The sequence below is a fragment of the Xanthomonas sp. GW genome (genome assembly GCF_014236815.1).
GTDB lineage: Bacteria > Pseudomonadota > Gammaproteobacteria > Xanthomonadales > Xanthomonadaceae > Xanthomonas_A.
Window position 1 is genome coordinate 5,122,374 of sequence record NZ_CP051189.1, and the last position, 26,496, is coordinate 5,148,869.

22 protein-coding genes are annotated in these 26,496 nt (G+C 65.6%); 12 read left to right on the forward strand and 10 right to left on the reverse strand.

Annotated elements, in window-relative coordinates:
- Positions 1 to 70 precede the first annotated feature (70 nt).
- The 5 genes from HEP73_RS21970 to HEP73_RS21990 form a co-directional block, all read right to left on the reverse strand.
- Positions 71 to 640 (reverse strand): DUF488 domain-containing protein, encoded by a 570-nt coding sequence (locus HEP73_RS21970; protein WP_185821567.1) that lies wholly within the window; start codon positions 638 to 640, stop codon positions 71 to 73.
- A complete protein-coding gene (locus tag HEP73_RS21975; protein WP_003469862.1) occupies positions 637 to 831 on the reverse strand; it encodes a YdcH family protein in 195 nt (64 codons plus the stop codon). Before HEP73_RS21975 ends, HEP73_RS21970 begins: the two co-directional genes overlap by 4 nt.
- A 163-nt stretch (positions 832 to 994) precedes the next feature.
- A complete protein-coding gene (locus HEP73_RS21980) occupies positions 995 to 2,011 on the reverse strand; it encodes a glycoside hydrolase family 43 protein (protein WP_185821568.1) in 1,017 nt (338 codons plus the stop codon).
- Between the two features lie 30 nt (positions 2,012 to 2,041).
- Entirely contained in the window at positions 2,042 to 3,526 is a 1,485-nt protein-coding gene (locus HEP73_RS21985; RefSeq protein ID WP_185821569.1) for an MFS transporter, read from the reverse strand.
- 176 nt (positions 3,527 to 3,702) lie between these two features.
- A complete protein-coding gene (locus tag HEP73_RS21990; RefSeq protein WP_185821570.1) occupies positions 3,703 to 6,642 on the reverse strand; it encodes a TonB-dependent receptor in 2,940 nt (979 codons plus the stop codon).
- Between the two features lie 493 nt (positions 6,643 to 7,135).
- On the opposite strand from HEP73_RS21990, the gene HEP73_RS21995 reads away from it, so the two are divergent.
- The 5 genes from HEP73_RS21995 (at position 7,136) to HEP73_RS22015 (ending at position 15,081) form a co-directional block, all read left to right on the forward strand.
- Positions 7,136 to 8,446 carry an MFS transporter gene (locus HEP73_RS21995; RefSeq protein WP_185821571.1) on the forward strand — a complete coding sequence of 437 codons (1,311 nt, stop codon included), beginning with the start codon at positions 7,136 to 7,138 and terminating at the stop codon, positions 8,444 to 8,446.
- Positions 8,447 to 8,545: 99 nt separating this feature from the next.
- Positions 8,546 to 9,526, forward strand: a complete 981-nt coding sequence (locus tag HEP73_RS22000; RefSeq protein WP_185821572.1) for an endo-1,4-beta-xylanase — start codon at positions 8,546 to 8,548, stop codon at positions 9,524 to 9,526.
- A 58-nt stretch (positions 9,527 to 9,584) separates the two neighbouring features.
- Complete coding sequence (gene uxaC, locus HEP73_RS22005; protein WP_185823549.1) at positions 9,585 to 11,003, forward strand: glucuronate isomerase; 1,419 nt, start codon at positions 9,585 to 9,587, stop codon at positions 11,001 to 11,003.
- A gap of 107 nt (positions 11,004 to 11,110) precedes the next feature.
- A complete protein-coding gene (gene galB / locus HEP73_RS22010) occupies positions 11,111 to 13,807 on the forward strand; it encodes a beta-galactosidase GalB (RefSeq protein WP_255423820.1) in 2,697 nt (898 codons plus the stop codon).
- 95 nt (positions 13,808 to 13,902) lie between these two features.
- Positions 13,903 to 15,081, forward strand: a complete 1,179-nt coding sequence (locus tag HEP73_RS22015) for an endo-1,4-beta-xylanase (protein ID WP_185821574.1) — start codon at positions 13,903 to 13,905, stop codon at positions 15,079 to 15,081.
- 119 nt (positions 15,082 to 15,200) lie between these two features.
- On the opposite strand, the gene HEP73_RS22020 is transcribed toward HEP73_RS22015, so the two are convergent.
- Positions 15,201 to 16,538: an XVIPCD domain-containing protein gene (locus HEP73_RS22020; protein ID WP_185821575.1), complete on the reverse strand. Its 1,338-nt coding sequence runs from the start codon at positions 16,536 to 16,538 to the stop codon at positions 15,201 to 15,203.
- 11 nt (positions 16,539 to 16,549) lie between these two features.
- Complete coding sequence (locus tag HEP73_RS22025; RefSeq protein WP_255423605.1) at positions 16,550 to 17,023, reverse strand: hypothetical protein; 474 nt, start codon at positions 17,021 to 17,023, stop codon at positions 16,550 to 16,552.
- A gap of 360 nt (positions 17,024 to 17,383) precedes the next feature.
- Between HEP73_RS22025 and HEP73_RS22030 the strand changes: the two genes are divergently transcribed.
- A complete protein-coding gene (locus tag HEP73_RS22030; protein WP_185821577.1) occupies positions 17,384 to 18,421 on the forward strand; it encodes an SMP-30/gluconolactonase/LRE family protein in 1,038 nt (345 codons plus the stop codon).
- 64 nt (positions 18,422 to 18,485) lie between these two features.
- On the forward strand, positions 18,486 to 18,974 hold the full coding sequence (locus HEP73_RS22035) for a DMP19 family protein (RefSeq protein WP_185821578.1): 489 nt from the start codon (positions 18,486 to 18,488) through the stop codon (positions 18,972 to 18,974).
- 438 nt (positions 18,975 to 19,412) lie between these two features.
- On the opposite strand, the gene HEP73_RS22040 is transcribed toward HEP73_RS22035, so the two are convergent.
- Positions 19,413 to 20,288, reverse strand: coding sequence for an aldo/keto reductase family oxidoreductase (locus tag HEP73_RS22040; RefSeq protein ID WP_185821579.1), 876 nt, complete (start codon positions 20,286 to 20,288; stop codon positions 19,413 to 19,415).
- 112 nt (positions 20,289 to 20,400) lie between these two features.
- On the opposite strand from HEP73_RS22040, the gene HEP73_RS22045 reads away from it, so the two are divergent.
- Positions 20,401 to 21,297, forward strand: coding sequence for a LysR family transcriptional regulator (locus tag HEP73_RS22045; protein ID WP_185821580.1), 897 nt, complete (start codon positions 20,401 to 20,403; stop codon positions 21,295 to 21,297).
- 186 nt (positions 21,298 to 21,483) lie between these two features.
- Here HEP73_RS22045 and HEP73_RS22050 read toward each other — a convergent pair whose 3' ends face one another.
- Both HEP73_RS22050 and HEP73_RS22725 read right to left on the reverse strand, forming a co-directional pair.
- Complete coding sequence (locus HEP73_RS22050; RefSeq protein WP_185821581.1) at positions 21,484 to 22,047, reverse strand: DUF6891 domain-containing protein; 564 nt, start codon at positions 22,045 to 22,047, stop codon at positions 21,484 to 21,486.
- 209 nt (positions 22,048 to 22,256) lie between these two features.
- Positions 22,257 to 22,694, reverse strand: coding sequence for a SymE family type I addiction module toxin (locus HEP73_RS22725; protein ID WP_241094072.1), 438 nt, complete (start codon positions 22,692 to 22,694; stop codon positions 22,257 to 22,259).
- Between the two features lie 573 nt (positions 22,695 to 23,267).
- On the opposite strand from HEP73_RS22725, the gene HEP73_RS22060 reads away from it, so the two are divergent.
- The 4 genes from HEP73_RS22060 (at position 23,268) to HEP73_RS22075 (ending at position 26,450) form a co-directional block, all read left to right on the forward strand.
- Positions 23,268 to 24,134, forward strand: a complete 867-nt coding sequence (locus HEP73_RS22060) for a hypothetical protein (protein WP_185821582.1) — start codon at positions 23,268 to 23,270, stop codon at positions 24,132 to 24,134.
- Positions 24,135 to 24,183: 49 nt separating this feature from the next.
- Positions 24,184 to 25,164: a hypothetical protein gene (locus HEP73_RS22065; protein WP_185821583.1), complete on the forward strand. Its 981-nt coding sequence runs from the start codon at positions 24,184 to 24,186 to the stop codon at positions 25,162 to 25,164.
- Between the two features lie 293 nt (positions 25,165 to 25,457).
- Positions 25,458 to 25,778 carry a hypothetical protein gene (locus tag HEP73_RS22070; protein ID WP_185821584.1) on the forward strand — a complete coding sequence of 107 codons (321 nt, stop codon included), beginning with the start codon at positions 25,458 to 25,460 and terminating at the stop codon, positions 25,776 to 25,778.
- A 90-nt stretch (positions 25,779 to 25,868) separates the two neighbouring features.
- Positions 25,869 to 26,450 (forward strand): hypothetical protein, encoded by a 582-nt coding sequence (locus tag HEP73_RS22075; protein ID WP_185821585.1) that lies wholly within the window; start codon positions 25,869 to 25,871, stop codon positions 26,448 to 26,450.
- Positions 26,451 to 26,496 lie beyond the last annotated feature (46 nt).

Consider the following 26,496-nt stretch of genomic DNA (forward strand, 5'->3'; position numbering starts at 1 on the left):
GACACCATCCGGCAAGACCCTGTCGCGGCTGAAGCCGCTCCTACAGGTGACAGCGTGCGGATCGAATCGCTCAGCCGCCGAACAGATCGCCGGTGACCGGCGCGACATCCGCCGGATACACCAGCTGCCCGTGCGCATCGCTGCGCGCGGCGGGGTTGAGGACCGCCGGCTCTTGGCGCTTGGCATCGATCAGGTGGATCACCGGGTGGCCGTGGTGCAACAGGTGATCGCAGATGATCTGGCGGTGGCACTGGCGCCAGTAGGCCTCTGCGCACATCACCGCGCACGCGCCACGGCTGCCGAGGTCGCGAAGCTGGGCGAAGGCCTCGCCGAATTCGGTGCCCAGCGCGTAGTCGGCATAGTTGTGGAAGCTGACGCTGCGCCAATGGCCGTTGCGCTGCGGGTCGATGCCTGGTTGCTTGCCGCGGCGCCCGCCCAGCGCGCGGAAGTGCGTGTAGCCGATGCCGGCCGCGGCCAGACTGCGCGCCAGTGCGCTGCCGTCGAACTGCGGGAAGCGGCGCGAGTACGGAAACGCGCGCACGTCCGCCAGGTGCGCGATCTGCGCGCCGTGCAGGATGTCCAGGAATTCGTCCAGCGGCCGCGTGGAATGGCCGACGCTGAAGAACGTCGCCGCGCTCACGCCGGTTCGTCGGGGATCAGCAGGTTTTCCAGGCGCATGATGCAATCCTTGAGCTGCAGCTTGCGCTTCTTCAGCCGCTTGGCCTGCAGTTCGTCGTCGAGGTTGGCCGGGGTGCGCTGGATCTGTTCGTCGAGCGCACGGTGCTCGCGACGCAGGGCGTCGATGCGCAAGGAGATCTCGGCGGGCGTCATGTCTTCCACTAGGCCCGAGCATACACAGCCGATGGGGCTGCCGTCACCGTACCCGGCGACGGCAGCTGGATCGGCGGCGGTCCTGCCGGGGATCGCGAACCGGTGATCCGTTCGGGCGCGACGGTCGCGGCCGGCTACGCGCACCGACCGGTCCGCGCCGCGCTCACTCCCCGTACGGATGGACCAGGGCGATGCGCCCCTGCGCGTCGTGCTGCAGTTCGGTGAGCTTGATCGAGCGCAGGTGGGTGACGCCGCCGGACAGCATGGCGTCGTGATAGAACAGGTACCACTTGCCCTGGAACTCGCAGATGGAGTGGTGCGTGGTCCAGCCGATCACCGGGCTCAGCAGCGGCCCCTGGTAGGTGAACGGGCCGTAGGGCGAATCGCCGATCGCGTAGCACAGCAGATGCGTGTCGCCGGTCGAATACGACAGGTAGTAGCGGCCGCCGTACTTGTGCAGCCACGGCGCTTCGAAGAAACGGCGCGCATGGTCGCCGGCCAGCAGCGGCTGGCCGTGTTCGTCGACGATGCTGACCTCGCGCGGCGGCTCAGCGAACTGGGTCATGTCCGCGCGCAGCCGCGCTACGCGCGGGCCCAGTGCCGGCTCGGCATCGGCCGGTTCCTCGTGCGCCTGCGCATACGCGTTGTCGCGGTACTTCTGCAACTGCCCGCCCCAGATCCCGCCGAAATACAGGTAGTGCTCGCCGTCGTCGTCGGCGAACGCGGCCGGATCGATCGAGTAGCTGCCGTCGATGGCCTGCGGCTCGGCGGCGAACGGTCCTTCCGGGCGCGCACCGATCGCCACGCCGATCTGGAAGATGCCGTCGGCGCGCTTGGCCGGGAAGTACAGGTAATAGCGTCCGTCCTTGCACGCCGCATCCGGCGCCCACATCTGCCGCTGCGCCCACGGCACGTCGTTCACGTGCAGCGCCACGCCGCAGTCCACCGCCGGGCCGTCGGCGCTGTCCATGCGGAACACGTGGTAGTCCTCCATGTCGAAATGGCCGCCGTCGTCGTTGAAGGCGATGCCGGCGTCTATGTCGTGCGAGGGATAGATGTACAACGCGCCCTCGAACACGTGCGCCGACGGATCGGCGGTGTACATGTGGGTGACCAGGGGCTGCGAGATGGCCTTGCTGGCCAGCCTGTGCAGGTCTGCGGCATCGGTGTCGGCGGACATTGCGTACCTAGAGCGTGAGGGGAGGAAGCGTCAGTTGCCGAGCGCGGCGGCCTGCAGGCGGCGCGTGTCCAGGTCGCGTTCGATGCGCGACTCCAGCGCCTTGTCGATCTCGTACAGGAACAGCAGCGCCACGCCGAGCAGGAACGGGATCGCGCAGTACACGCTGACCGCCAGGCGGATGCCGCCGGTCACCGCGGCGCTCTGCTGCGGCAGCGCGGCGTCGTAGCCGTAGAACGCGAGCAGGCCGGCGACCAGCGCGCCGCCCACGCTCAGGCCGACCTTCAGCCCGCACAGCATCGCCGAGAAGATGATCGCGGTGGCGCGCCGGTGGTTCTTCCACTCCGAGTAGTCGGCCACATCGGCGATCATCGCCCACAGCAGCGGGATGGTGATGCCGTAGAAGAACCCGTGCAGCACGTAGGAGCCGAACACCAGGCCGATCGCCTGCGGCGGATACACCGCGAACGCCAGCAGGAACAGCGTGGACACCAGCAACGCGGCGCCGAACACGTTGCGCTTGCCGTAGCGGTCGGCCAGGCGCTTGGAGCAGCCGATGCCGACGATCATCGCCAGGATGCCGCCGGCGCTGAACACGCTGAAGGCGGAGGTCGGCGCGTCCTGCGGCCAGTGCAGCGCGGTCAGCCCGGCGCTGGCGAGCAAGCCGTTGATGCCGGCGATGAACCCGTTGAACCCGGCCTGGTCGAGGAAGCGGGTCAACGCCGCCGCATCCAGGTAGTACTTGAAGTAGTACACGTACATGCCGCCCTTCATCGCCAGGTTGACGAACACCAGGATGGTCAGCGCCAGCATCACCAGCCACGGCTTGTTGCGGACCAGGTCGCCCAGATCCTTGCGCACGCTGGACGGTTCGGCGGCGATCGGCAGCACCCGCTCGCGGGTGGTGAGGAAGGTGATCAGGAAGCAGATCGTGCCGACCACCGCGAACAGCGCCATGGTGCGCTGGAAGCCTTGCGCCTTGTCGCCGTTGCCGAGGATCAGCACCAGCGGCAGCAGCAGCACCTGGATCACGAACTGGGCGATGGTGACCGCGAAGAAGCGGTACGCCGACAGGCTGTTGCGCTGCTCCATGCTGCCGGTGAGCACGCCGCTGAGCGCCGAATACGGCAGGTTGTTGGCGACGTAGATCAGCACCAGCAGGGTGTAGGTGGTGAACGCGTAGATCACCTTGCCCTGCTCGCTCAGCGCCGGGGTGCTGAAGGCGAGCAGCGAGATCGCGCCGAACGGCAGCGCGGTCCACAGGATCCAAGGCCGGAACTTGCCCCAGCGCGTGCGCGTGCGGTCGGCGAGCACGCCTACCAGCGGCGTGAACACCAGCGCGCCGAACAGGCCGACCACCGAGATCAGCGTGGCCGCGGTGCCGGCGGGAATGCGGTAGATGTCGGTGTAGAAGAACGCCAGGAACGTGATCAGGGTCTGGAAGATCAGGTTGGCGGCCAGGTCGCCCAGGCTGTAGCCGATCTTTTCGCTGAGCGGGAGGCGGTGCGTGCTGGTCATGGGCCTGGGAGTCGCGGGAGGAGCTTGCTGCCCTCTCCGCCGGAGAGGGGCCGGAGGACGAGGGTACGGCGAACGCGGAAGCAGGTGCAGCGGTTGCGGCGCGTCTGGCGGCAGGCCCACTGCCGGCCGCGCGCGCGGTGCCTCGCCGCAGCGGGGCACCGCGCCCGGCGCCAGGATCAGAACGAGCCGCGGATGCCGAGCATGATGGTGCGTCCGGGCTGGTACAGGTCGTAGGTGGCGTTCGGATACTGGAAGGTGGTGCGCAGCGGTTCGTCGGTGAGGTTGGTGACGTTGAGGGTGATCTGCGGCGCCGAGCGCATCCACGCCAGCGTGTAGCTGGCCGACAGGTCCAGCTGTCCGCGCGCGTCGGCCATCAGCCGCGCATCCGGGATGCCGTTCTGGTTGGCGCCGGAAATGATCATGTCGTCGTTCCAGGCGTAGGACAGGCGCACCGAGGCGTTGTTCTTCTCCCAGTACACGGTGCCGTTCCACAGGTTCGGCGCCACGCCCACCGCCACCGCCTGGATGCCGTCGCCCTCGGACTCCTGCTTGACGTGGGTGTAGTTGAGGCTGAAGCCCAGGCCGTCGAGCAGGCGGTCCAGCGGCTGCACCCAGATCGCTTCCAGGCCGCGGATGTTGAGCGTGCCGTCGGCGTTGACCTGGGTCTGCACGTCCACGGTGGCCGCGTTCGGCCCGCCGCGCTGGTCGATCGCGGCCTGCTGGGTCGCGGTCAGGTCGCTGTAGGCCACGCCCAGGTCCTGGAACGGAATGCGGCGCACGCCGTTGACGGTGAAGCCGTCAATGCGCTTGTCGAACAGGGTCAGGCCGACGAAGCCTTCGCCGCCGGTGTACCACTCGCCGCCGATGTCCACGTTGGTGGAGCGGTACGGCGCCAGGTTGGAATTGCCCTGGGTGGCGGTCTGCGCGGAGGGATCGCTGAAGTTGGTGTTGGGCAGCATCGCGCTGGGATCGGGCCGGGTCAGCGTGCGCGAGCCGGACAGGCGCAGCACCACGTTGTCGGCCACGTCCCAGGCCACGTTGAACGAGGGCAGCAGTTCGTTGTAGTCCGAATTCAGCACCTGATAGCGGCGCACCCCGCCGACGGTGACCGGGCCGCTGATGGTCTGGTCGGTGGTCACGTAGCGCACGCCGGCGTTGAAGCGCATCGACCGGTTCCACACGTCGGTCTCGGCGTTGGTCTCGACGTAGAAGCCCCAGTTCTTTTCCTCGATACCGCCGGTGGAGGCGCCGGTGTTGGCGGCGTTGGTCTCCGGCGCGGCGGCGCTCAGGCCGTAGTAGCCGCTGTCGCGCAGGAAGCGATCGAAATCCACGGTGATGAAGCCGCCCTGGCCGGATTTCAGGTACGAGGCCAATGCCGATTGCGGGATCAGCGAGCCGGGGCCGCCGGTGCAGGTGGTGCCGGCGCCACGGCACACCAGGGTCTCCCAGGCAGTGCTGTTGTCGAAGCCGCGGATGCGGCGCTCGGCCTGGTCGTAGGCGACGCCGACCTTGATGTTGCGCTTGTCCTCGCCGAACTGCAGGTCGGCGCGCGCGCCGCGAGTCTCGGTCTCGCGCTTCTCGTTGCTGATGTTGAGCCGGCCGCCGGTCCAGCCCCAGCCCAGGTTCGGATCGTTGAGATCAAGCGGGCTGTCGATCGAAGGCTGGTCGCCACCGGTGTTGCTGTAGTCCACGGTGGTGAACGGCGAGGTCACCAGGATGCTCGGCGACTGCCGCTCCATCCAGCTGCGCGTGGCGTTGGCCTGCACGTTGAGCTTGATGTCCTGATTCGCGCCGAATAGCAGTTCGGCGCCCGGATTGACGCTCCAGAACTTGACGTCCTCGTGGTACGGACGCGCTTCCAGGAAGTACTGGGCGTTGGTGAAGGTGGCCTCGGTAACGACGTTGTTGCCGTCCAGCTGCATGTCCAGCGGGATCATGTTCCCGTTGCGCCCGATCAGGTTCATGCTGGTCCGATCGGTGGTGCGCTTGGCCTTGGAGAACATCGTGTCCAGATAGAAATGCGCGGTGTCGCTGGGCCGCCATTCCAGCGACATCACCGAGGCGTCGCGGTCGCGGTCGCCCTGCATCTGCACGCGGCGGCCCAGGCGCGGGATCAGCGCGTCGCTGATCTGCGCGATGCTCAGGCCGGGGTTGTGCGCCAGCAGCCAGGCGGCGTCGATGCTCTCTCCCGGAGTGAGTCCGGCGCCAGCGGTGACCGGCACGGTGTCGGGGATGCGCCAGTTGCCGCCGCCGTTGGCATTGCACGCGGCCGGTTGGTTGGTCGACGGCGTGCCGGCCGGCGGCGTCAATCCACATTGCGCGTAGGTCAGGCCCGGATTGGTCCAACCGACCGTCTCGAACCCTTCCACGCCGATCTTGCTGCGCACCGAGGCCACGCCGAACAGCGCGCCGAAGGTGCCGGCTTCGTTGGTCCAGCTGCCCATCACGGCGCCGCGCGGGGTGGTCTTTTCGCTGGTGCTGTTCCAGTCGCCCTGCAGCTGGTAGGTCAGATGCGTACCGGGCCGATCGAATGGCCGCGCGCTGCGCATGTCGACCACGCCGGACACGCCGCCTTCGAGCATGCTCGCGGTCGGCGTCTTGCTCACCGTCAGCTGGGTGAAGAACTCGGTCGGAAACAGGTTGAGGTCGACCTCGCGGTTCTGGTTCTGCGCGTTGATACCGATCGAGGCGGTGGCGATGCTGGCGCCGTTGAGCGTGGTCTTGGTGAAGCTGGTGCCCAGGCCGCGGATGGCGATGTTCAAGCCTTCGCCGTTGACGTCGCGCGCGAGCTGCACGCCGGGAATGCGGTTGAGCGACTCGGCGATGTTCATGTCCGGGAACTTGCCGATGTCCTCGGCGAACACGGTATCGCTGAAGGTCACCGAATCGCGCTTGGCGTCGGTGGAGAACTGGATGCTGCGGCGGTAGCCGGAGACGGTGACCGTATCCAGCTGCTTCACTGCATCGTCGCCGGCCGCCGCGGGCGATGGCGTCGCCTGCGCCGCAGGCGCTTCTGTTGGAGGCGCGGTCTGCGCCCAGGCGCTGCCGGCGGCCATGCCGAGCAATGCGGTGGCCAGTGCATGAGACAACGTGGTGCGCGCGTAACTGTTCTTCACCGTGATCCTCCCCAAAAAACAGGCGACCTGCGGCTCCGTGCAGTGTGACGCGGAGCGACCAGCCGACGAATTGCCCGAGTGACGGAAAAACGTGCAGCGACTTCAAATGCCCATGCTTGGGCAGTGGCCGCGGATGTTAGCGCTACCAGGATGGCTGTCACGCTGCAGGGCAACATAAACCCGCTGCATACCGATACATTCCGGAAAACGTGCGCCTGGTATGGCGGATGCACGTCGCATATCGGCGTCGGCATCGCGTTTCGTGCTGCTGTGCACGATGGATCGCCTGCGGCGGCGTGCTAATGATAGCGCTACCAAACGGCGGCGACCGCCGCGCCCTGTGGGGATCGAAGCGTATGCACCGAGCCGGGAACAGCGCAGATAGCGTGCTGCATCGCAATATCCGACAGCTGCACGGATGCAGCGCCGCATGCCGCTGCCGACCTCCGCAGCACGGCGCGCATATCCAGGTCGCCATGCCGGTATCGCGCACATGATTCCTTCGCCGGGCGCCGATGCCACCGACACCGCCGACAACACCACCGGCGCCCGCCTGGGGCGCATGCGCTGGCGCATCTGCGCGCTGCTGCTGGCCGCCACCACCATCAACTACATCGACCGCCAGGTGCTCGGCGTGTTGGCGCCGTTCCTGCAGGTGCAGATCGGCTGGAACGAGATCGAATACGGCTACATCGTCACCGCGTTCCAGGCCGCCTACGCGCTGGGCCTGCTGTGCAGCGGCGCGGTGATCGACCGCTTCGGCACGCGCGCCGGCTACGCGCTGGCGATCGGCATCTGGAGCCTGGCGGCGATGAGCCATGCGCTGGCCACCACCGTCATCGGCTTCGCGATCGCGCGCTTCTTCCTGGGCCTGGGCGAATCGGGCAACTTCCCGGCGGCAATCAAGACCGTGGCCGAATGGTTTCCGCGGCGCGAGCGCGCGCTGGCCACCGGCATCTTCAATTCCGGCTCCAACATCGGCGCCATCGTCGCCCCGCTGCTGGTGCCGGTGATCGCCAGCACCTGGGGCTGGCAGTCGGCGTTCCTGTTCACCGGCGCGCTCAGCGCCACCTGGCTGGCGGTGTGGTGGCTGAACTATCGCGCGCCCGAGCAGCAGCCGCGCCTGAGCGCGGCGGAACTGGCGCATATCCGCAGCGACCCGCCGGAACCGATGCAGCGCCTAAGCTGGGCGCAGGTGCTGCGCCACCGCCAAGCATGGGCGTTCGTGGTGGCGAAGTTCGTTACCGATCCGATCTGGTGGTTCTTCCTGTTCTGGCTGCCCAAGTTCCTGCATGCCGAGTACGGACTGAGCCTGCTGCAGCTCGGCGCGCCGCTGATCGTGATCTTCGTGCTCGCCGACGTCGGCAGCATCACCGGTGGCTGGATTGCCGGGCGCTTCATCGCCCGCGGCTGGAGCGTCAACCGCGCGCGCAAGACCGCGATGCTGATCTGCGCGCTGTCGGTGGTGCCGATCGTGTTCGCCGCGCGCGCCGACAACCTGTGGCTGGCGGTAGGCCTGATCGGCCTGGCCACCGCCGCGCACCAGGGCTGGTCGGCGAACCTGTTCACCCTGCCCTCGGACATGTTCCCGCGCCACGCGGTGGCCACCGTGGTCGGCATCGGCGGCTTCGCCGGCGCGGTCGGCGGCATGCTGATCGCCACCTTCATCGGCTTCCTGCTCGAGGCCACGGGCAGCTACGTGCCGGTGTTCCTGATGGCCGGCTCGGCCTACCTGCTGGCGCTGGCGCTGGTGCAATGGCTGGCGCCGCGCCTGCAGCCGGCGGAGCTGGAAGAGCATGCCTGACCGGGCCTGCCTGGCGCATGCCGAAAAGCGCAGACGCGCGAGCGTATCCGCATCCATCCAACACCGTTCCACCCCGCTCTTCCACCATGAGATGCCATGATGAAAACGATCGCATCGATCTTGTTCGCGCTGTCGCTGGCCGCTTCCGCTGCGGCCGGCGCCGCGCCGCTGGCCGCCGGCAAGCAGCGCTTCCTAGGCAGTGCCTATGGCCCATCGCAGACGCAGGACTTCACCCGCTACTGGAACAAGGTCACGCCCGAGAACGCCGGCAAATGGGGCAGCGCGGAAGCGGTGCGCGGGCGCATGGACTGGAGCGCACTCGATGAAGCCTACACCCTGGCCAAGCGCAACAACATGCCGTTCCAGATGCACGTGCTGATCTGGGGCAGCCAGCAGCCGCTGTGGATGCGGACGCTGTCGCCGACGGAGCAGCGCGCCGCGATCGAGCAGTGGTTCGCCGCGGTGGCGCAGCGCTATCCGGACATCGACCTGCTGGAGGTGGCCAACGAAACCCTGCCAGGCCACAATCAGCCCGACGACAGGAAGGACGACAGCGGCAACTACCTGCGGGCGCTGGGCGGCACCGGCAGCACCGGCTGGGATTGGGTGCTGCAGTCGTTCCGTCTGGCGCGGCGCCATTTCCCCCATGCCAAGCTGATGATCAACGACTACGGCATCACCAACAGTGCCGACGCCACGCGCCAGTACCTGCACGTCATCCAGCTGCTGCAGCGCGAGCGACTGATCGATGCGATCGGCCTGCAGCAACATGCCTTCGAGACGCGGGCGGACGTGCCGATCTCGGTCCACCGCGCCAACCTCGACACGCTGGCCGCGACCGGCCTGCCGATCTACGTCACCGAACTCGACCTGGACGGCCCCACCGATGCGCAGCAACTGGCCGACTACCAACGCGTGTTCCCGCTGTTCTGGGAACACCCGAGCGTGCGCGGGGTGACCCTGTGGGGCTTCCGCCGCGGCCTGTGGCGCGACAAGGAAGGCGCCTACCTGATCCGCGACGACGGCAGCGAGCGCCCGGCGCTGGCCTGGCTGCGCGGCTACGTGGCGAGCAAGCCGTAGCGCCAAGCGCGCTGCCTCCGACCATCATCATTCCACGACCCGCATCCCGACCATGACCCTGTCCTCCCCCGCCCTGTCCCTGCATCCCGATCGCCTGCTGCCGCCGGAGCCGGGCACGCGCGCGATCGCGCGCCGCCTGTACGCGCAGGTCGCCGCGTTGCCGATCGTCAGCCCGCACGGCCACACCGATCCGGCCTGGTTCGCCGAGGATGCGCCGTTCGCCAACGCCACCGAACTGCTGCTGGTGCCCGACCACTACGTGTTCCGCATGCTCTACAGCCAGGGCGTGGACCTGGATGCGCTGGGCATCCCGCGCGCCGACGGCAGCCGCGCCGCGGTGGACCCGCGCGCGGCCTGGCGCGTGTTCGCCGAACGCTTCCAGCTACTGCGCGGCACGCCGTCGGCGCTGTGGCTGAACCATGTCTTCCACGAGGTGTTCGGCCTGCGCGTGCGCCTGGACGCGGCCAGCGCCGACCTGTACTACGACCACATCGGCGAGGCGCTGCAGACGCCGGCATTCCGGCCGCGCGCGCTGTTCGATCGGTTCGGCATCGAGGTGATCGCCACCACCGAATCGCCGCTGGATCCGTTGCAGCACCACGCCACGATCCGCGCCAGCGGCTGGGGCGGGCGGGTGATCACCGCCTACCGCCCCGATGCGGTGATCGACCCGGAACACGAGCAGTTTCCCGATGCGCTGCACCGTTTCGGCGAGCTGACCGGCGAGGACGTGTACGCCTGGGACGGCTACCTGCGCGCGCATCGCCAGCGCCGCGCGTTCTTCGCGCAGATGGGCGCCACCTCCACCGACCATGGCCACCCCAGCGCGGCCACCGCCGACCTGCCCGCGGCCGAGGCCGCGCGGCTGTTCGCGCGGGTGCGCGGCGGCGGCGCCAGCGCCGCGGACGCGGAACTGTTCCGCGCGCAGATGCTGACCGAAATGGCGGCGATGAGCGTGGACGATGGCCTGGTGATGCAGCTGCATCCCGGCTGCTTCCGCAACCACAACCGCGCGCTGTTCGCGCGCTACGGCCGCGACAAGGGCGCCGACCTGCCGCTGCGCACCGACTACGTGCACGCGCTCAAGCCGCTGCTGGACCGCTTCGGCAACACGCCGGGCTTCACCCTGATCCTGTTCACCCTGGACGAGAGCACTTACGCGCGCGAACTGGCGCCACTGGCCGGACACTACCCCGCCCTGCTGCTCGGCCCGGCCTGGTGGTTCCACGATGCGCCGGAAGGCATGTGGCGCTTTCGCGAGCAGACCCTGGCCAGCGCCGGCTTCTACAACACAGTCGGCTTCAACGACGACACCCGCGCGTTCCTGTCGATCCCGGCGCGGCACGACGTCGCGCGCCGCGTCGATTGCGCGTTCCTGGCCAAACTTGTGGCCGAGCATCGCCTCGACGAGGACGAAGCGGCCGAGGTCGCACTGGACCTGGCATATCGGTTGCCGAAGCAGGCCTACCGGTTGTGACAGCGGGTGTCGCCTGCGCCGTCGCCGCATCGGCGCGCGAACCTGCGCGCACGGCCGTGGCGGTGCCCAGGCGCGCGCGGCGACACGCGCTCGCACCGCTGCTGGCGCTGGCCTCGCTTGCCGCCGGCAGCGTCGACGCGGCGCCGGCGCCGCAGTCGCCGCCCCCACGCGAGCGGCTGTCGCTGGATGCCGATTGGCGCTTCCATCGCGGCGATGCGCCCGGCGTCGGCGACACGCTGGACTACGACGTGCGCCCGGAGATCGAACGCAGCGCCGACGGCAAGGTCGCCGATGCCCGCCCCGACGCCGCCGACCATGTCGCGGCACGCACCCGGCCGGTACTCAAGCCGTGGATCCTGCCCACCGGCAATGCCTTCATCGCCGACCCGACTCAACGCCACCAGCGCCCCCCCGGCGACCCGGGCAGCGACGTGGCCTTCGTGCGCGCCGATTTCGACGACAGCGCGTGGACCCGCGTGGACCTGCCGCACGACTGGGCGATCGCCGGTCCGTTCCTGAAGGACGGCCCGTACGGCGGCATGGGTCGGCTGCCGAGCTGGGGCGTGGGCTGGTATCGCAAACGCCTGGATATTCCCGCCAGCGACCGCGGCCGCGCGGTGTTCCTCGACATCGACGGCGCGATGTCCTACGCCACGGTGTGGCTCAACGGCCGCCTGGTCGGCGGCTGGCCGTATGGCTACAGCTCCTGGCGCGTGGACCTGACCCCGTACCTGGTGCCCGGCGGCAGCAACCAACTGGCGATCCGTCTGGACAACCCGCCCGAGTCGGCGCGCTGGTATCCCGGCGGCGGCCTGTACCGCAGCGTGTGGCTGAGCAAGACCGCGCCGGTGCATGTTGGCCAGTGGGGCACGCAGGTCAGCACGCCGCAGGTGTCGGCGCAGGCGGCGACGGTGCGGGTGGCGGTGACGCTGGACAACAGCGGCGACGCGGCGGCGCAGGTGCAGGCCAGCACCGCGATCTATGCGCTGGATGCCGAGGGCCGCCGGCAAGGCGCGGCGGTGGCGCGGATCGCCGCGGTCAGCACCCGCATCGCCGCGCGCGCCAGCACCACGCTCGACGGCAGCGCGCGCATCGCCAAGCCGCAGTTGTGGGGACCGCCGCCGACGCAGAAACCGCACCGCTACGTCGCGGTCACCGAGGTGACGCAGAACGGGCGCGTGGTCGATCGCTACGAAACCCCATTCGGCGTGCGCACGCTGCGCTGGGATCCGGCGCGCGGCCTGCTGGTCAACGGCAAACACGTGCCGATCCGCGGCGTCAACAACCACCACGACCTCGGCGCGCTCGGCGCGGCGTTCAACCTGCGCGCTGCCGAGCGCCAGCTGCAATTGCTGCAAGGCATGGGCGCCAACGCGATCCGCATGAGCCACAACCCACCGGCACCGGAGTTGCTGGAACTGACCGACCGCATGGGCCTGCTGGTGGTCGACGAGATCTTCGACAGCTGGGAAATGAAGAAGACCCCGCTGGATTTCCACCTGCTGTTCGCCGACTGGCACGAGCCGGACCTGCGCGCGCTGCTGCGCCGCGACCGCAACCATCCGTCGGTGATCCTGTGGAGCGTGGGCAACGAAGTCGGCGAGCAATACACCGGCGAAGCCGGCGCGGCGATCGCCCAGCGCCTGCAGGCCATCGTGCACGAAGAAGATCCCACCCGCCTGGCCACCGCGGCGATGAACTACGCCGCGCCGGACATGCCGCTGCCTGCGGCGCTGGACGTGATCGGCCTCAACTACCAGGGCGAAGGCATCCGCGACACGCCGGAGTTCGCCAGCACCGAGCGCATCCGCAAGCCGCCGCAATATCCGCTGTTCCATGCGCGCTTCCCGCACACGCCGATCTTCAGCAGCGAGACTGCCTCGGCGCTGAGCAGCCGCGGCGTGTACCTGTTCCCGGTCACCGCGGACAACAGCGCGCCAGTACGCGACGGCCGCGGTGGCGATGCAATCGCGCACCAGGTCAGCGCCTACGAACTGCACGCGGTGGATTTCGGTGCCAGTGCCGACAAGGTGTTCGCTTCGCTCGACACGCATCCCTTCGTCGCCGGCGAGTTCGTGTGGACCGGCTTCGACTACCTGGGCGAACCGACCCCGTACTACTCCTCGCGCAGTTCCTACTCCGGCATCTTCGACCTGGCCGGTTTTCCCAAGGACCGCTATTGGCTGTACCAGGCGCGCTGGCGCCCCGAATTGCCGATCGCGCATCTGCTGCCGCACTGGACCTGGCCGGGCCGCGAGGGCCAGGTCACGCCGGTGCACGTGTTCACCTCCGGCGACGAGGCCGAGCTGTTCGTCAATGGCGTCTCGCAAGGCCGCAAGAAGAAGGCGCCGCTGCAGTACCGGCTGCGCTGGGACGAGGTGGTCTACACGCCGGGCGAACTGCGCGTGCAGGCCTACAAGGACGGCAAGCCCTGGGCCAGCGAGCGCGTGCGCACCGCCGGCCCGGCCGCGCGGCTGCAGGCCACGCCCAACCGCACCACGCTCCGCAACGACGGCCGCGACCTGGCCTTCGTCACCGTGCGCCTGCTCGACCGCGACGGCACTCCCGCGCCCACCGCGGGCGACCTGCTGCGCTTCCGCGTCGAGGGCCCGGGCGAACTCGTCGCCACCGACAACGGCGATCCCACCGACCTGGAAGCGTTCGCCGCACCCACGCGCAACGCGTTCAACGGCCTGGCGCTGGCGATCGTGCGCACCCTGCCGGGCAAGAGCGGCACCATCACCTTGCATGTCGAATCGGACACGCTGCAGTCCGCCAGCACGCAGATGCGGGTGCAGCCATGAGCGGCGCGCTAGCCGGCATGCAGGCGCCGCCTGCACGTCGCCGCACACGCACCACGCCTCCGCGTGACATCCACGCTCGAACAAGGACCGCCGCCATGCCTGCACTGCGCAACATACGCACCGCGACCCTGCTGCTGGCCTGCCTGCTCGGCACGGCGACGGCGGGCGCCGCCGACCAGCCGACCGCCGCGGCGGACAGCCGCGGCCTCAAGGACGCCTACGCCGGCGCGTTCTTGATCGGCACCGCGGTCAACGCCGACATCGTCTCCGGCAAGGACGCCGCCTCCGCCGCACTGGTGCCGCGGCAGTTCAACGCGATCACCGCCGAGAACGCGATGAAGGCCGAGGTGGTCAATCCGCGCCCGGGCGTGTTCGATTTCGCCGCCGCCGATGCCTTCGTCGACTACGGCCGCCGCCACGGCATGTTCGTGGTCGGCCACACCCTGGTCTGGCACAACCAGACCCCGGACTGGTTCTTCGTCGATGCGCAGGGCAGGCCCAACAGCCGCGACGCGCAACTCGAGCGCATGCGCGCGCACATCCAGGCCGTGGCCGGGCGCTACGTCGGCAAGGTGCAGGCCTGGGACGTGGTCAACGAGGTGATCGACGAGGACGGCAGCTACCGCAACACCAAGTGGGTGGAGCGTGTCGGCGACGGCGACGAGCTGGTGCGGCAGGCGTTCCGCTTCGCCGCGCAGTACGCGCCGGATGCGCAGCTGTACTACAACGACTTCAACGCCTGGCGCCCGGAAAAGCGCGACGGCATCGTGCGCATGGTGAAGATGCTGCAGCGCGCCGGCATCCGCATCGACGGCGTCGGCATGCAGGGCCACTGGGGCCTGGACTATCCCAGTCAGCACGACATCGAAGCGGCGATCGACGCCTACGCCGCGCTCGGGGTCAAGGTGATGATCACCGAGCTGGACGTGGACGTGCTGCCGCTAACCAAGGAAGGCCAGGTGATCGGCACCGGGATGGCGCACAAACAGTTCCAGCTACCCGAGTTCAAGCGCTTCCTCGATCCGTACCGCGACGGCCTGCCGGCGGACGTGCAGGCGCAGCTGCGCGACCGCTACGCCGAATTGTTCCAGCTGTTCTGGCGCAAGCGCGACAAGCTGGCGCGGGTCAGCGTGTGGGGCGTGGACGACGGCATGTCATGGAAGAACGACTACCCGGTGCCGGGCCGCCGCAACTATCCGCTGCTGTTCGACCGCGAGCGCAAGCCCAAGCCTGCGTTCGAAGCGGTGCTGGCGGTGCCGGCGCAGGCGCAATAGCGCGCCCGGCCGGCGCAGCAGCAACCCCTCCACCGCCGCGGCACGCCCTGGCCCTTTTGCCGGGCAACCTGCCGCATTGCTGCGAAGGCCGGCGCGCGTATCGGCGCGCCGGCAATGCCTCAGCGCGTCAACACCTGCGGCGCCTGGGCCTGGGTCTGCGCCTGCGTGGCCTGCTCTTGCGCCTGCACCGTGCGCTGGGTCTGCGCCTGCTGCGCGGTCTGCTCCTGCAGCTGCTGGTAGGTTTCCTGCGCCGGCCGCGCGATCGCCTCGCTGGTCGTCATGTGCGCTCGGTTGGCGTAGGGATCGGGCGATGCCGTGGCGCCGTCGCGGTACACGAACGCCAGCTCGCCGCCCTGGTGCGCCCCGGTGGGCCGGTTGAAGCCCACCGACAGCTGGTCGCGCTCGCTGAAACCGCTCTGCCTGGCCAGCAGGGTCAGGCTGGCGGTCATGCGGTCGCTGTTGTCGTCCCAGCCCTTGCCCAGCGCCTGCTCGGCCTGGGCGACGCCGCTGCGTACCTTGTCGTGCAGCGCGCGATCCGCACCGGTCGGCTCGGCCGCGGGCGCAGCAGCGCGCGGCGCCGGCGGAGTCGCGCCGGTATCGCGGAAGCCGTTCGGGATCCACTCCGCCGGTACCTTGCCCTGGTCGATGCCCAACGCTTTGAGGTCGGCGCTTACTTCCGGCGGCGCGCGCTTGGGATCGCGCAACTGCGCGGCGTCCTCGGCTTCGGCGACCATGCCCAGGTCGCGCGCGCCGTAGTTCTGCGGATAGCCGCGCGCGTCGTAGAACAGCTTGCCCATCGCCTCGACGTTCTTCGGCGCGTTCGCGTCGATCTTCAGGTCGTTGCCGAAGGTCAACCCATCCTTGGCCTTGTAGGTCGCCTTGGCGCCCTCGCCGTCCTTGTCGATGTAGCTGGCCATCTCCGTGCTGGCGTTGTACAGATCCTTCAGCGTCGCCTTGGGATTGCTGTGCTTGACGTAGTCGGCCAGCGTGTTGATCCCGGCAATCTCGTCCTTGGACTCGCGCGTGCGCTCCTCGGCGCCGTGCGCCTTCAGTGCCGCGGTGTAGTCGTGCGGCGAGGGCGACCTGGCGATCTCGTCGATCTTGTCCTTGAACGCGGTATCGGATGTGTCGATCGCCGTCTTGTTGATGGCATGGCCGATCTCGTGGCCGAGGATGATCCGCGCGGTATTGGCCGAATCGTCGCGCGGCGCATCCATCTTGGCGGTGCGCAGCACGTCCATCGGCAGCAGGATCTCGCCGGTGCTCGGCCGGTACGCGCCGTTGCCGTCGCGCGGATGCGCCCCGAACCCGGACAGCTGCTTCTGCTCGATCGCCTGCTCCACCCGCGCCTTGAGCTCGGGCGTGTTGTCCAGCATCTGCCGCAGCGCCTGGCCTTCCTTGGCGTGCGCCGCCTCGAACGTGTCCACCATCTTCTTCAGGTCATCGTCGGTCGCCATCACCCATCTCCTTATGCGGTGGCCAGGATCTGCAGCAGCGACACGCAGGCCTGCGCGTCATCCGCGCCGGCAGCGTTGCCGACGAACGCATACACCACCACGGCGCCGCGCTCGAAGTGCCAGCGCCCCGGGCTGCCCAGTCGCGGCGGCGCGATCCATTGCGCGGCGAAACCGGCCTCGGTCAGCGCCTGCTTGTACGCGCCTAGCGGCTGCGTGCAGTGCGCCGGTGAAGCGGATGCCGGCGCGAAAGCGAAGTCCAGCCGCGACGGCGGCTGTCCATCGGCATCGGCCACCGACTCCAGCGAATAGCGCCCGCCGCCGGCCACCGGGCCGGACGCACTGAACGCATGCGCGGTGTCGCCGGCGTCCACCTGCAGGCCCGCATGCGCGGCGACCTGCGCCGGGGTCAGGTCCTGCTTGCCGCCGATCGCCAGGATCAGCCGCACTACGCCTTGTGCCAGTTGCTCTGGCGTCATCTCCGACATGGCCCGCTCCTTTGTAGTGGGAATCGATGAGGGTTGAGGGTGCGCACCGGCGCAGGCGGCCAGCAGCGCCGCCGCCAGCAGGGCAGTGCCGCGCTGCACGAGCCGGCGCCCAGCGCGCGGCGGTGGGCGGATGTCGCCGGGGGAAACAGAGTCCATGGTGCGCCTCTCCTTTGAACGCCTGTCGCGCGTGTCCGCGGCCAGGCATGTTGCCGGCGATTGTAGCCATCGCGCCGATGCGCTGCAGCCGGACGAGCGACGCCAACGTGGCCGCGAGCATACGCAGCCGTGCGTGCGCGCCCAGGTGAAGAGCACGCGCCCGGCAGATGGCATCATCGCCCCACACCACCCAGGAATCCTCCGATGCGATTTCCGACCCGCGTCCTGCTCGCCGCCGCCGTGCTGGCATTGCTTGCCTGTTGTGCGAAGAGCCAGCCGCCCGCGCCGCGCTTTCCCGTGATCGGTCATGTCACCGCATTCGATCCCGCGTTTAGCGACACGGTGGCGGCGGACGCGCATATCGAGCGCATCGCCGAAGGCTTCACCTGGTCCGAAGGCCCGGCCTGGGTTCGCGACGGCGGCTACCTGCTGTTCAATGACGTGCCGCAGAACACCATGTACCGCTGGTCCGAGCGCGACGGCCTGTCGGTATTCCTCAAGCCGTCAGGCTACGCCGGCCCGCCGCTGGACGCCTTGCGCGAGGCTGGCGCCAACGGCATGCACGCCGAGCCGTCAGGCAGCGTGCTGCTTGCCGATTCCGGCACGCGCGCCGTCGCCCGGCTCGATCCGGCCACGCGGCGCAAGACCCTCCTGGCCAGCGCCTACGACGGCCACCGCCTCAACAGCCCCAACGACCTGGTGCGGCGCAGCGATGGCGTGGTGTTCTTCACCGACCCGCCGTACGGCCTGAAGGACGGCGACAACTCCCCGGTCAAGGAACTGCGCTACAACGGCGTCTACCGGCTGGACACCGACGGCAGCGTGCACCTGCTCGACGACAGCCTGAGCCTGCCCAACGGCATCGCCCTGTCGCCCGACGAACGCACCCTGTACGTGGCCAACTCCGACCCGGCGCGGCCGATCTGGACCGCCTACACGCTGGACGCGCGCGGCGCGGTCACCGGCAAGCGCGTCTTCGCAGATGCCTCCGACATCGTCGGCGACGCCAACCCCGGCCTGCCGGACGGCATGGCCGTGGCCAGCGACGGCCGCCTGTTCGCCACCGGCCCCGGCGGCGTACTGGTGTTCGCACCCGACGGCCGCCGCCTGGGCCGCATCGAGACCGGCGGCCCCGTCGCCAACTGCGCCTTCGGCGACGACGGCCGCACCCTGTACATGACCTCGCACAAGATCCTGGCGCGGGTGCGGGTGAAGGCGACGGGGTTGGGGTTTACGCCATAACCGACCGACGGGTTCCGCCCGTCCATTCAAGCCGCTTAGCGCGGCCAACACGGACATTGGGCCTATGGAAATCACCGGATTCGCGGATGCAGTAGCGCTGGATGAACCCGCATATGCGGTCTTCAAGGCTGCGCTCGACGTAGTCTTCGACAAGGGCGACGGAATTACGGAGCATATCGACCGCCTCTCTCCTGAAGCGCGGCTTGTTTACTTGCTGTGGTGCTTGGACGGCGAGATCCACAATGGTGGCTTCGACCAACTTTTCACGAACTCGCTGGGCAACCATTGCGTCGAGATCCTTGGCCACTTGCAGACCATCGGCGCGGGCAAGTCCCACGACCTTCTGTCCAAAGCGGTTTCGTGGTTTCCGAACGCATTGCCATACAACGACCGCCGGGTCAGGTGGTCGCAACGTCAAGCCTTCTCTGATACACCTGATTACGAGGCGGAAATGGACAGGCTGGACGCCGAGTTCTACAAGTACGAGGACAATCTAGGTTCACTACTGAACTCGTATGTGGCCCAACACCCGAATGCGTCGATCAGAGCCTGATCCGCTCCAACGTTCGGCCTCTTAGGAGGCACTCCATGCTCGCCTTGGTGCCCATTTTGTCCTGTCGGACGAAGATGTTGCCGTTTTTCTATCTGAGCAACGTAACGAAGAACGTCTGGCCGTCGTTGAGGAAGAAATCGAGGGACGCTGGTTTGAGAAGTCCGGAAGCCCAGTCCCCTTCTCCCCCCGGGAGAAGGTGGCGCGTAGCGCCGGATGAGGGTACGGCCGACCGAGACATTTTCACGGCGCCCCAGGCTGCTCTTTTCACGGCAGGCATCCACAGTGGACGCTTTCAATCCAACCATTCGCGCCGCCGCTATATCTGCCGCTTCGTTCGTCGCGGCTAAAGCCGCTCCTACAGAGAGAATTCAAACGTCTTCGCGCTGTAGCCAGGAGTCGGCGTCGCTGCGACACGCACGCTGATTTGCGTTGCTTTTCTCAGCCGCCCTCTTGCCCGATCCGATCCAACGCAGCTAGGACATCGGCCGACAACGACAGCTCAGCCGCCGCCAGGTTCTCCCGCAGATGCGCAACCGACGAGGTGCCCGGGATCAGCAGGATGTTCGGCGCCCGCGCCAGCAGCCAGGCCAGTGCCACCTGCATCGGCGTCACGCCGAGTTCCTGTGCAATGGACGACAGCGAGTCGGACTGCAACGGAGAGAAGCCGCCGAGCGGGAAGAACGGCACATAGGCGATGCCGTCGCGGCCGAGCGCGTCGATCAGCGCATCGTCGGCGCGGTGCGCGAGGTTGTAGTGGTTCTGCACGCACACCACCTTGGCGATGCCCCGCGCTTGCTGCACCTGCGCGGCCGTGGCGTTGCTGATGCCGAGATGCCGGATCAGCCCGCGCCGCTGCAGCTCGGCGAGCGCGCTGAACTGCGCCTCGATCGAACCCTCGCTGGGCTTGTACGCATCCAGCATCACCCGCAGGTTGACCACATCCAGCACCTCCAGGCCAAGGTTGCGCAGATTGTCGTGCACCGCCTGGGTCAGCTCGGCCGGGCTTTGCGCCGGCAGCCAGGATGCGTCGCCGCCGCGCATGGCGCCGACCTTGGTGACGATGGTCAGCTGCTGCGGATACGGATGCAGCGCCTCGCGGATCAGCTGGTTGGTGATGTGCGGCCCGTAGAAATCGCTGGTGTCGATGTGGTCCACGCCCGCGGCAACCACCTCGCGCAACACCGCCAGCGCCGCGGCTTGGTCCTTGGGCGGCCCGAACACGCCCGGCCCGGCCAGCTGCATCGCGCCGTAGCCGATGCGGGTCACGCGGCGGTCGCCGAGGGAAAAGGTGCCAGCTGTCGAAAGCTTGCTCATGACTGCCTCCAGAAGTGCTGGGCCGAAGCCCGGGTGAGGCCTGCACTGTAGGCCGCGCGCCGATGCGCGATAATCCGGTCGAATCGGCACGGGCTGTGCGGGATCTCGAACAATGACCACGGACCTGCAAGACCTCTTCGCCTTCCTGGCGGTGCTGCGCGGCGGCGGCTTCCGCGAAGGCGCCCGGCTCAGCGGCAGCTCCGCCTCCAGCCTGAGCGAGGCCGTGCGGCGCCTGGAAACCCGCCTCGGCGTGCGCCTGTTCAACCGCACCACCCGCAGCGTGCTGCCCACCGAAGCCGGCGCGCGCCTGGCCGAGCGCCTGATCCCCGCCCTCGACGAAGTGGAAGCGGCGCTGGACGTGGTCAACGGCTTCCGCGACCGCCCCAGCGGCACCCTGCGCCTCAACGTGCCCGGCGCTGCCGCGCGCCTGGTGCTGCCGGCGATCGTCACCCCGTTCCTGAAGGCCTATCCGGAGATCAGGCTGGAAGTGATCGTGGAAGACAGCTTCGTCGACATGCTGGCGGCCGGCTGCGATGCCGGCATCCGCTACGACGAGCGGCTGGAGCAGGACATGATCGCCGTGCCGATCGGCCCGCGCGTGCAGCGCTTCGCCACCGCTGCCGCGCCCGAGTACCTCGCCGCGCACGGGCACCCACAACACCCGCGCGACCTGCTCACGCACGCCTGCCTGCGCGGCCAGTTCGCCAGCGGCGCCATCCCCGCCTGGGAATTCGAACGCGACGGCGAGGTCGTGCTGGTCGAACCGACCGGCCCGCTATTGGTGCGCCTGGGCGCCGCAGTGGACCTGGCCATCGACGCCGCCGTCGGCGGCCTGGGCGTGATCCACCTGTTCGAAGACTGGCTGCGCCCGCACCTGGACAGCGGTGCGCTGCAGCCGGTGCTGGAACCATGGTGGCAAAGCTTCAGCGGCCCATTCCTCTACTACCCCGGGCGCCGCCACCTGCCGGCCCCGCTACGCGCGTTCGTGGATTTCATTCGGACGCCTTGATCGCGGAGCAGGCGGCAGTGCCACGCCGCAGCTCCGGCATCCGGAATGCATCGCCAACCGCCGCTCCCTGCTCCCTGCTTCCTGTAGGAGCGGCTTCAGCCGCGACCCGCCTCACCGACAACGCCCAGCGCGCCTGCCGGAGACGCGCCATCTGCATCGCCCCACCACTTGCAAGAAAACTCCCAACTACTCCCGAAACCGCCGCAACCAAACAAACCCAGGCACTGCGATCCGCATCTTCGACGTCCCATCCCACGCCAATACAAATCCCGCATCCACCAACGCCGCAGCGACCTGCCGCCCGACCGCAAGATCCGCATCCGCCCCACCCTGCAAATCCCCGAACGCGATAAACAACCCACCGCCATCCACCGCGCACTCCACATCCTGCCCGTGGTAGAAACAATAGCCGCGGTACTCGCCCTCCGGCGCCTCCGCCACCGCCTCGGTCACCTCGGTGTGACCATCGGACATCGTGTAGCCGGCATTCGCCAGCGCGCAGATGCCCACGTCGTGCAACTGCTCGAACACCGCGTCCAGGCGATCGCACTCGGTCTGCGCCGGCCAGCCCTGCTCCGCCTGCTGCTTGGCCTGCCACTGGCCGCCGACCGCGGCACGCAGCATCGGTTCATCGCAATCGTCTTCCAGAATGTCGTCGAGCATCTCCTCGCGGATCTCGGACTCAGAGTAGTAGCCGGACCAGACCCACTTCCGGATTGAATCGAGGACATACGCATCGGTCTCGTTCACGCTCACTCCTTTGGAGGCCAGGCACTTGCCTGGCGCGCACGGTAGCAGGGCGACGTTTCGATCTTGAAAACGCCGAGTGAACCTCGGGGTCGACGCTGGCAATAGCGCAGCGAGAGACCGACCACCGACACCACGCCAGTCGCCGCCTCACGCGACGCTGGCGTGGCTATGGCGGCGCATGCCACAAGGACGTGCGCACACCAATAACGTCAGACCTTGGATCGCAGCGGAGGCGAAGCGGCGCGCGTTGCCCGCGCCTTCTTCTTCCCCGCAGCCCGCGCCGATGGCACGACCGCAGCCGGCACGCGGCTGATCAACAACACCCCGCGCCCCACCGTCACCCGCAACGCATCGCCCACGGCAAAACCGTACTGCTCCAACCAGCGCCCGGACAGGCGTAACTTGGGCACCGCACAGCCGACGACATCCTCGGCGCGGCGCACGTCGTAGTGCTGGTAACTCATCGTGCAGCGCTCGGGCACGCGGAAGCGCAGGCGCGACGCGGCCGGTGTGATCGATGGGGAGGCATCTACGGCCGTTGGATGCTCAGCGGCCTGCGTGTCGGCTGATCGAGCGCGGCGCTTGGGTGTACGCGACGCGGACGCAGCCTTGGGGGGAGTGAAGGTGGTTCTGTTGAAACGGTGCATGTCGGACTCCTTGTGTGCTGAGGAATCCACCGACTCGCTGTCAACCGAGGTGGCGGACGGTGCGCGGTTGACAGACCGGCCACAAGGAACCGGCAGACCTTTCGGCCTCCGCACACCGCCCGCCAAAGGACGAGCACGCGACCCATCCCGAAAGCCGGACAAAAAGAAAAGCGCCGACATCGAGCAATGGACGCTGGTGCGCCTTGTGGTTTCAGGCTGTCAATCCCGGCTGCGGAATGTGCCGCAGCGCTTCAATCATGTAACTTGTCATCGAACTTTGTCAACGGGCTTCTATCCGATATTAAAAGCTTTGTTAGAAAGAGATCGCACAAATACAAATCAACTGTCTACCGATGAGGTTCGCAGGATGCTTGTGAGTCCGTAGTTGTGATGCTACGGTCATATTGCAAATTTCCAGATATGGCCAGCATTTGGAAAAATACTACACACATGTAGTCGGGTAAATTTTTGTTATTATGCAACTAAAGAAAACAGCTAGAATTAAAAATATGGCCGTATGAATTACAGTCCAGCATATCAATTAACATTAACTAGGCAACGCGGGGGGATTTCGTGGAGATCCATGAGATTGACGGATTTGCTGATGATTTAGAGCAAATCGAAGAATTTTGCGTGTTCATTGCGGCAAATCGGAGGATGTTAAATGCGTATGGGCTGAGAAGAGCTTTGCGATACGGAAATAGTGGCTCTGTCATATCGATGATGAAGGAGCTTCCTGAAAAATTGGCGAGCGCGAAAAGGACGATCATCGTCATAGACAAACAGGCTGCCTCTGAAATAGATGAAATCGAAAAATCTTCGAATATTTTAGAGCAAATCGGACTCATAGCTCTCCAGCTCAGAATCGCAAATACACGCTTGAAGCCTGATGAGCTCTCACTGTCATTGCTAGACATCCTATCTTCCATGCCGTACATCGGACGCATCTACAGCGGGAATTCTCTAGTCAGCGATACCCAAATCTCAATTCAAAAAACGATTCTTGGCTTGCAGCGTCTGCGCGCTTCCCTGCTTGCTTTCCACTCTCACTATAGCCATCGAAACTATGGCGACAATGATCTTTTTAAGCCATCTCAGCTTCATCCCAAAAGGGTTGTGGAGCTAATTGACGCTGCGGCTTTAGTTGTTGAATCATCTATACAAATTTCCATTGAACAGAAGAAAATAATTAATAATTACATAAATGAGGCAAAATCTGAAGCTGCATCAAAGTATCCGTCCTGGTCAAAAATTGTTGGCATCCTAATGATTGTCGCCGCAATAACTAGCGGAGTTGCTGATGCGAAAAGCGCAGCACAGAACATCCACGATGCGATCCGCTACATAATTGAGGTGTCATCTGATAGTCCACTACTGGGAAATGAAAGGCTTCGGTTAGATTACGACGCCTCAGAGAAGCCTGCTGGGCGTACAGTCTAGCAATTACGCCCCTTCGCGATGCGATTAACTTAGGTTTTAACTACCCAATATGCCCAGTTCCAAGCCACCTTTCTTTTTCCAAGCGACCCAAAGTGTCGATAATCGTCTCGGGGATACCTTCGGATTTGTATGGGCGAGCTACGCCGGATTAAGGGAACTGTGGTGGCAAGTTAGAGGATTCAAGAGTCAGTTTCCAAGCCTGAAAGCCAGCGAAGTCAGAGGCAAGTTTCTCTCAGGCCTTCCCCTACCAGGGGGAATTGATCTTGATCGGATTTTTCTCAAAACCGATTGGCCAGAGCACGAAGAGGAATTTGCCAAATGGATCCTCTTCGAAGCTTGTACTCTTTATGAAAGCTGGGCAGAAAAAGTGTGCGGTGACATTTTTCCCGCCTCGTCAGCTGATCGGAATGCCAAGCAACTTCAGTTCCCCAGCGGGGTAGGCAAGAGAGGAAATAGGACCGGTTATATCGTCACTATCCAAGACGCAAATACTCCGATCTCACATCTCATGGCAACTGAATTTCTTCCAACCCTTAAGAAATCGAAGCTCAATAGATGGGCAGTTATCGAAGAGCACCTCATTGCCTACCGCTTCTTCAAAGAGTGCCGAAACGCGTTCATTCATTCTGATGGATTCGCCACACAAAACGTGCTAGATGCTCAAATTAGGTTATTGGCTGTTCAAGGTGTCGCACCCAATCCGTTCCGTCACCTTTTTGCACTCCCCACGCTTACCTTGGGAAAGCGCATTGCTCTAAATACTAGAGATTGCATTCTCTTCGCAACCCTGGTTCGAAAACTAATCTGTACGTTCGATGCGGCTCTAAGTGTAGCCAAGGCCAGTGAAGTCCTTCTTCAGCAACGGTTAGAATTAATCAAGACGGGTAATACCGCCTGGGTCAATCTCCCGAATGATGCGGTAAGGCGAGAACAACGAGTGCATAGAATGCTAGCAGCCGCCCGAATTCCTGAGCCGGTCAATCTGCCGAATGTTATGGCGTGGATGCAGGCGAAGAAGATTATCCAGTGATAAAAATAATAGGGTCAGGTTCTTAGGTATCCCCACGTTTACAGCGCCAGCGTCATCTGTTCGCGTACTGCCGCAGGCAGTGCGTGTAAGCGCTGGAGCCATCGCGATACCGGCTCCATCGGCCAGCGTCAAATTAATAGGGTCAGGTTCACTTAAGAAGTCAACCTGACCCCGGTATTGCTGATAAGGCCGCAACAAAGGGGCCAGAGGAAATATCCGCTTGAAATAGATATTTCCTACGTCTCCTTTGTTCCTCGGCTTAATCCAAGTTTTTAGCCTCAGGAGATACTTCAATGCAACTCAAATTCGCGGATTATAACGAGGGCGAGGGCGCCGAATTACTTTGTCCTCGTTGCATGTTCAACTACCTGCACCACTATCAGATTGATATCTTTGAGCGCGGCGAGGACGCGGCCACTGGCCTTCACGTCCAGGTCGTTGATGGTAGCTGCACGACAGATACGCTCCTTCGTGACAACCCCAGCTCCCGTCGCCACGGCTTGACGGTTGGTCTTTGGTGCGAGGGCTGTCGCGCTAGGCTACTGCTAACTATCGCCCAGCACAAAGGAGTAACTTTAGTCGACCTGATTGACACTGGCGAAGATTTTGAATAATTTGAAAACTAAATATTCAGGCCGACCCCGCTTCACGGAGCGACTTCACTTTTAGTGTTATATTCATAAAAATGTGTGAGTGCGTATCTCGTGACCATTGCCGTGTACATTGATAGCTGTGCTTGGAACTACTTTTACGAAAAGGCAGTCGACCTTGCGAAAGAGCTGCCACAGCGCCAATTTTCGATTTATTTAACTCGCGAAGTTGAAATTGAGCTAGCCGCAATTCCTGACGTCGGGAGTGATGGCACAGACAAAGGCCCACTCAAGGCTTACATCAAGCAATTTATAAGTAGTGCCCCTGTCAAAACAAGCTACGCATTTGGCTTTCAAACACTTGAGCCAGATGGCACACCATCACCAATTCAGGTCTATGGGGGCTTCAACGTTGGCGTCTGGCAATCAGTAGAGGAAAGAAATTTCTACGCAACACCTAAGCTTGAGCAACAACTTCGATCAGGTAAGAAGGCCAAGTCAGGATTAGGCAAGAATCAAGCAGACGCCTCCTTAGCCGCCAAATCGCTCAGCTCTATTGTGCTAACGAACGAGCGAATGAATAAAACAGGCCCTTTAAAGTTGGCCTCTGAATTGGGTGGCAAGGTGGTCCATCTGCAAGACCAAGTCGAGCCAAGTGGGCTTTCGATCGGTAGCTACTTGTCATCGATAGCCTGAGTTGCGCTTATTGCGTATACGTCGCATGCCAACTCTGTCAGCCGCT

Coding starts and splice junctions, on each gene's coding strand:
- HEP73_RS21975 (WP_003469862.1), bottom strand. CDS start 831: ATGACGCCCGCCGAGATCTCCTTGCGCATCGACGCCCTGCGTCGCGAG.
- HEP73_RS21980 (WP_185821568.1), bottom strand. CDS start 2,011: ATGTCCGCCGACACCGATGCCGCAGACCTGCACAGGCTGGCCAGCAAG.
- HEP73_RS21985 (WP_185821569.1), bottom strand. CDS start 3,526: ATGACCAGCACGCACCGCCTCCCGCTCAGCGAAAAGATCGGCTACAGC.
- HEP73_RS21995 (WP_185821571.1), top strand. CDS start 7,136: ATGATTCCTTCGCCGGGCGCCGATGCCACCGACACCGCCGACAACACC.
- HEP73_RS22000 (WP_185821572.1), top strand. CDS start 8,546: ATGAAAACGATCGCATCGATCTTGTTCGCGCTGTCGCTGGCCGCTTCC.
- HEP73_RS22015 (WP_185821574.1), top strand. CDS start 13,903: ATGCCTGCACTGCGCAACATACGCACCGCGACCCTGCTGCTGGCCTGC.
- HEP73_RS22020 (WP_185821575.1), bottom strand. CDS start 16,538: ATGGCGACCGACGATGACCTGAAGAAGATGGTGGACACGTTCGAGGCG.
- HEP73_RS22025 (WP_255423605.1), bottom strand. CDS start 17,023: ATGTCGGAGATGACGCCAGAGCAACTGGCACAAGGCGTAGTGCGGCTG.
- HEP73_RS22030 (WP_185821577.1), top strand. CDS start 17,384: ATGCGATTTCCGACCCGCGTCCTGCTCGCCGCCGCCGTGCTGGCATTG.
- HEP73_RS22035 (WP_185821578.1), top strand. CDS start 18,486: ATGGAAATCACCGGATTCGCGGATGCAGTAGCGCTGGATGAACCCGCA.
- HEP73_RS22040 (WP_185821579.1), bottom strand. CDS start 20,288: ATGAGCAAGCTTTCGACAGCTGGCACCTTTTCCCTCGGCGACCGCCGC.
- HEP73_RS22045 (WP_185821580.1), top strand. CDS start 20,401: ATGACCACGGACCTGCAAGACCTCTTCGCCTTCCTGGCGGTGCTGCGC.
- HEP73_RS22725 (WP_241094072.1), bottom strand. CDS start 22,694: ATGCACCGTTTCAACAGAACCACCTTCACTCCCCCCAAGGCTGCGTCC.
- HEP73_RS22065 (WP_185821583.1), top strand. CDS start 24,184: ATGCCCAGTTCCAAGCCACCTTTCTTTTTCCAAGCGACCCAAAGTGTC.
- HEP73_RS22070 (WP_185821584.1), top strand. CDS start 25,458: ATGCAACTCAAATTCGCGGATTATAACGAGGGCGAGGGCGCCGAATTA.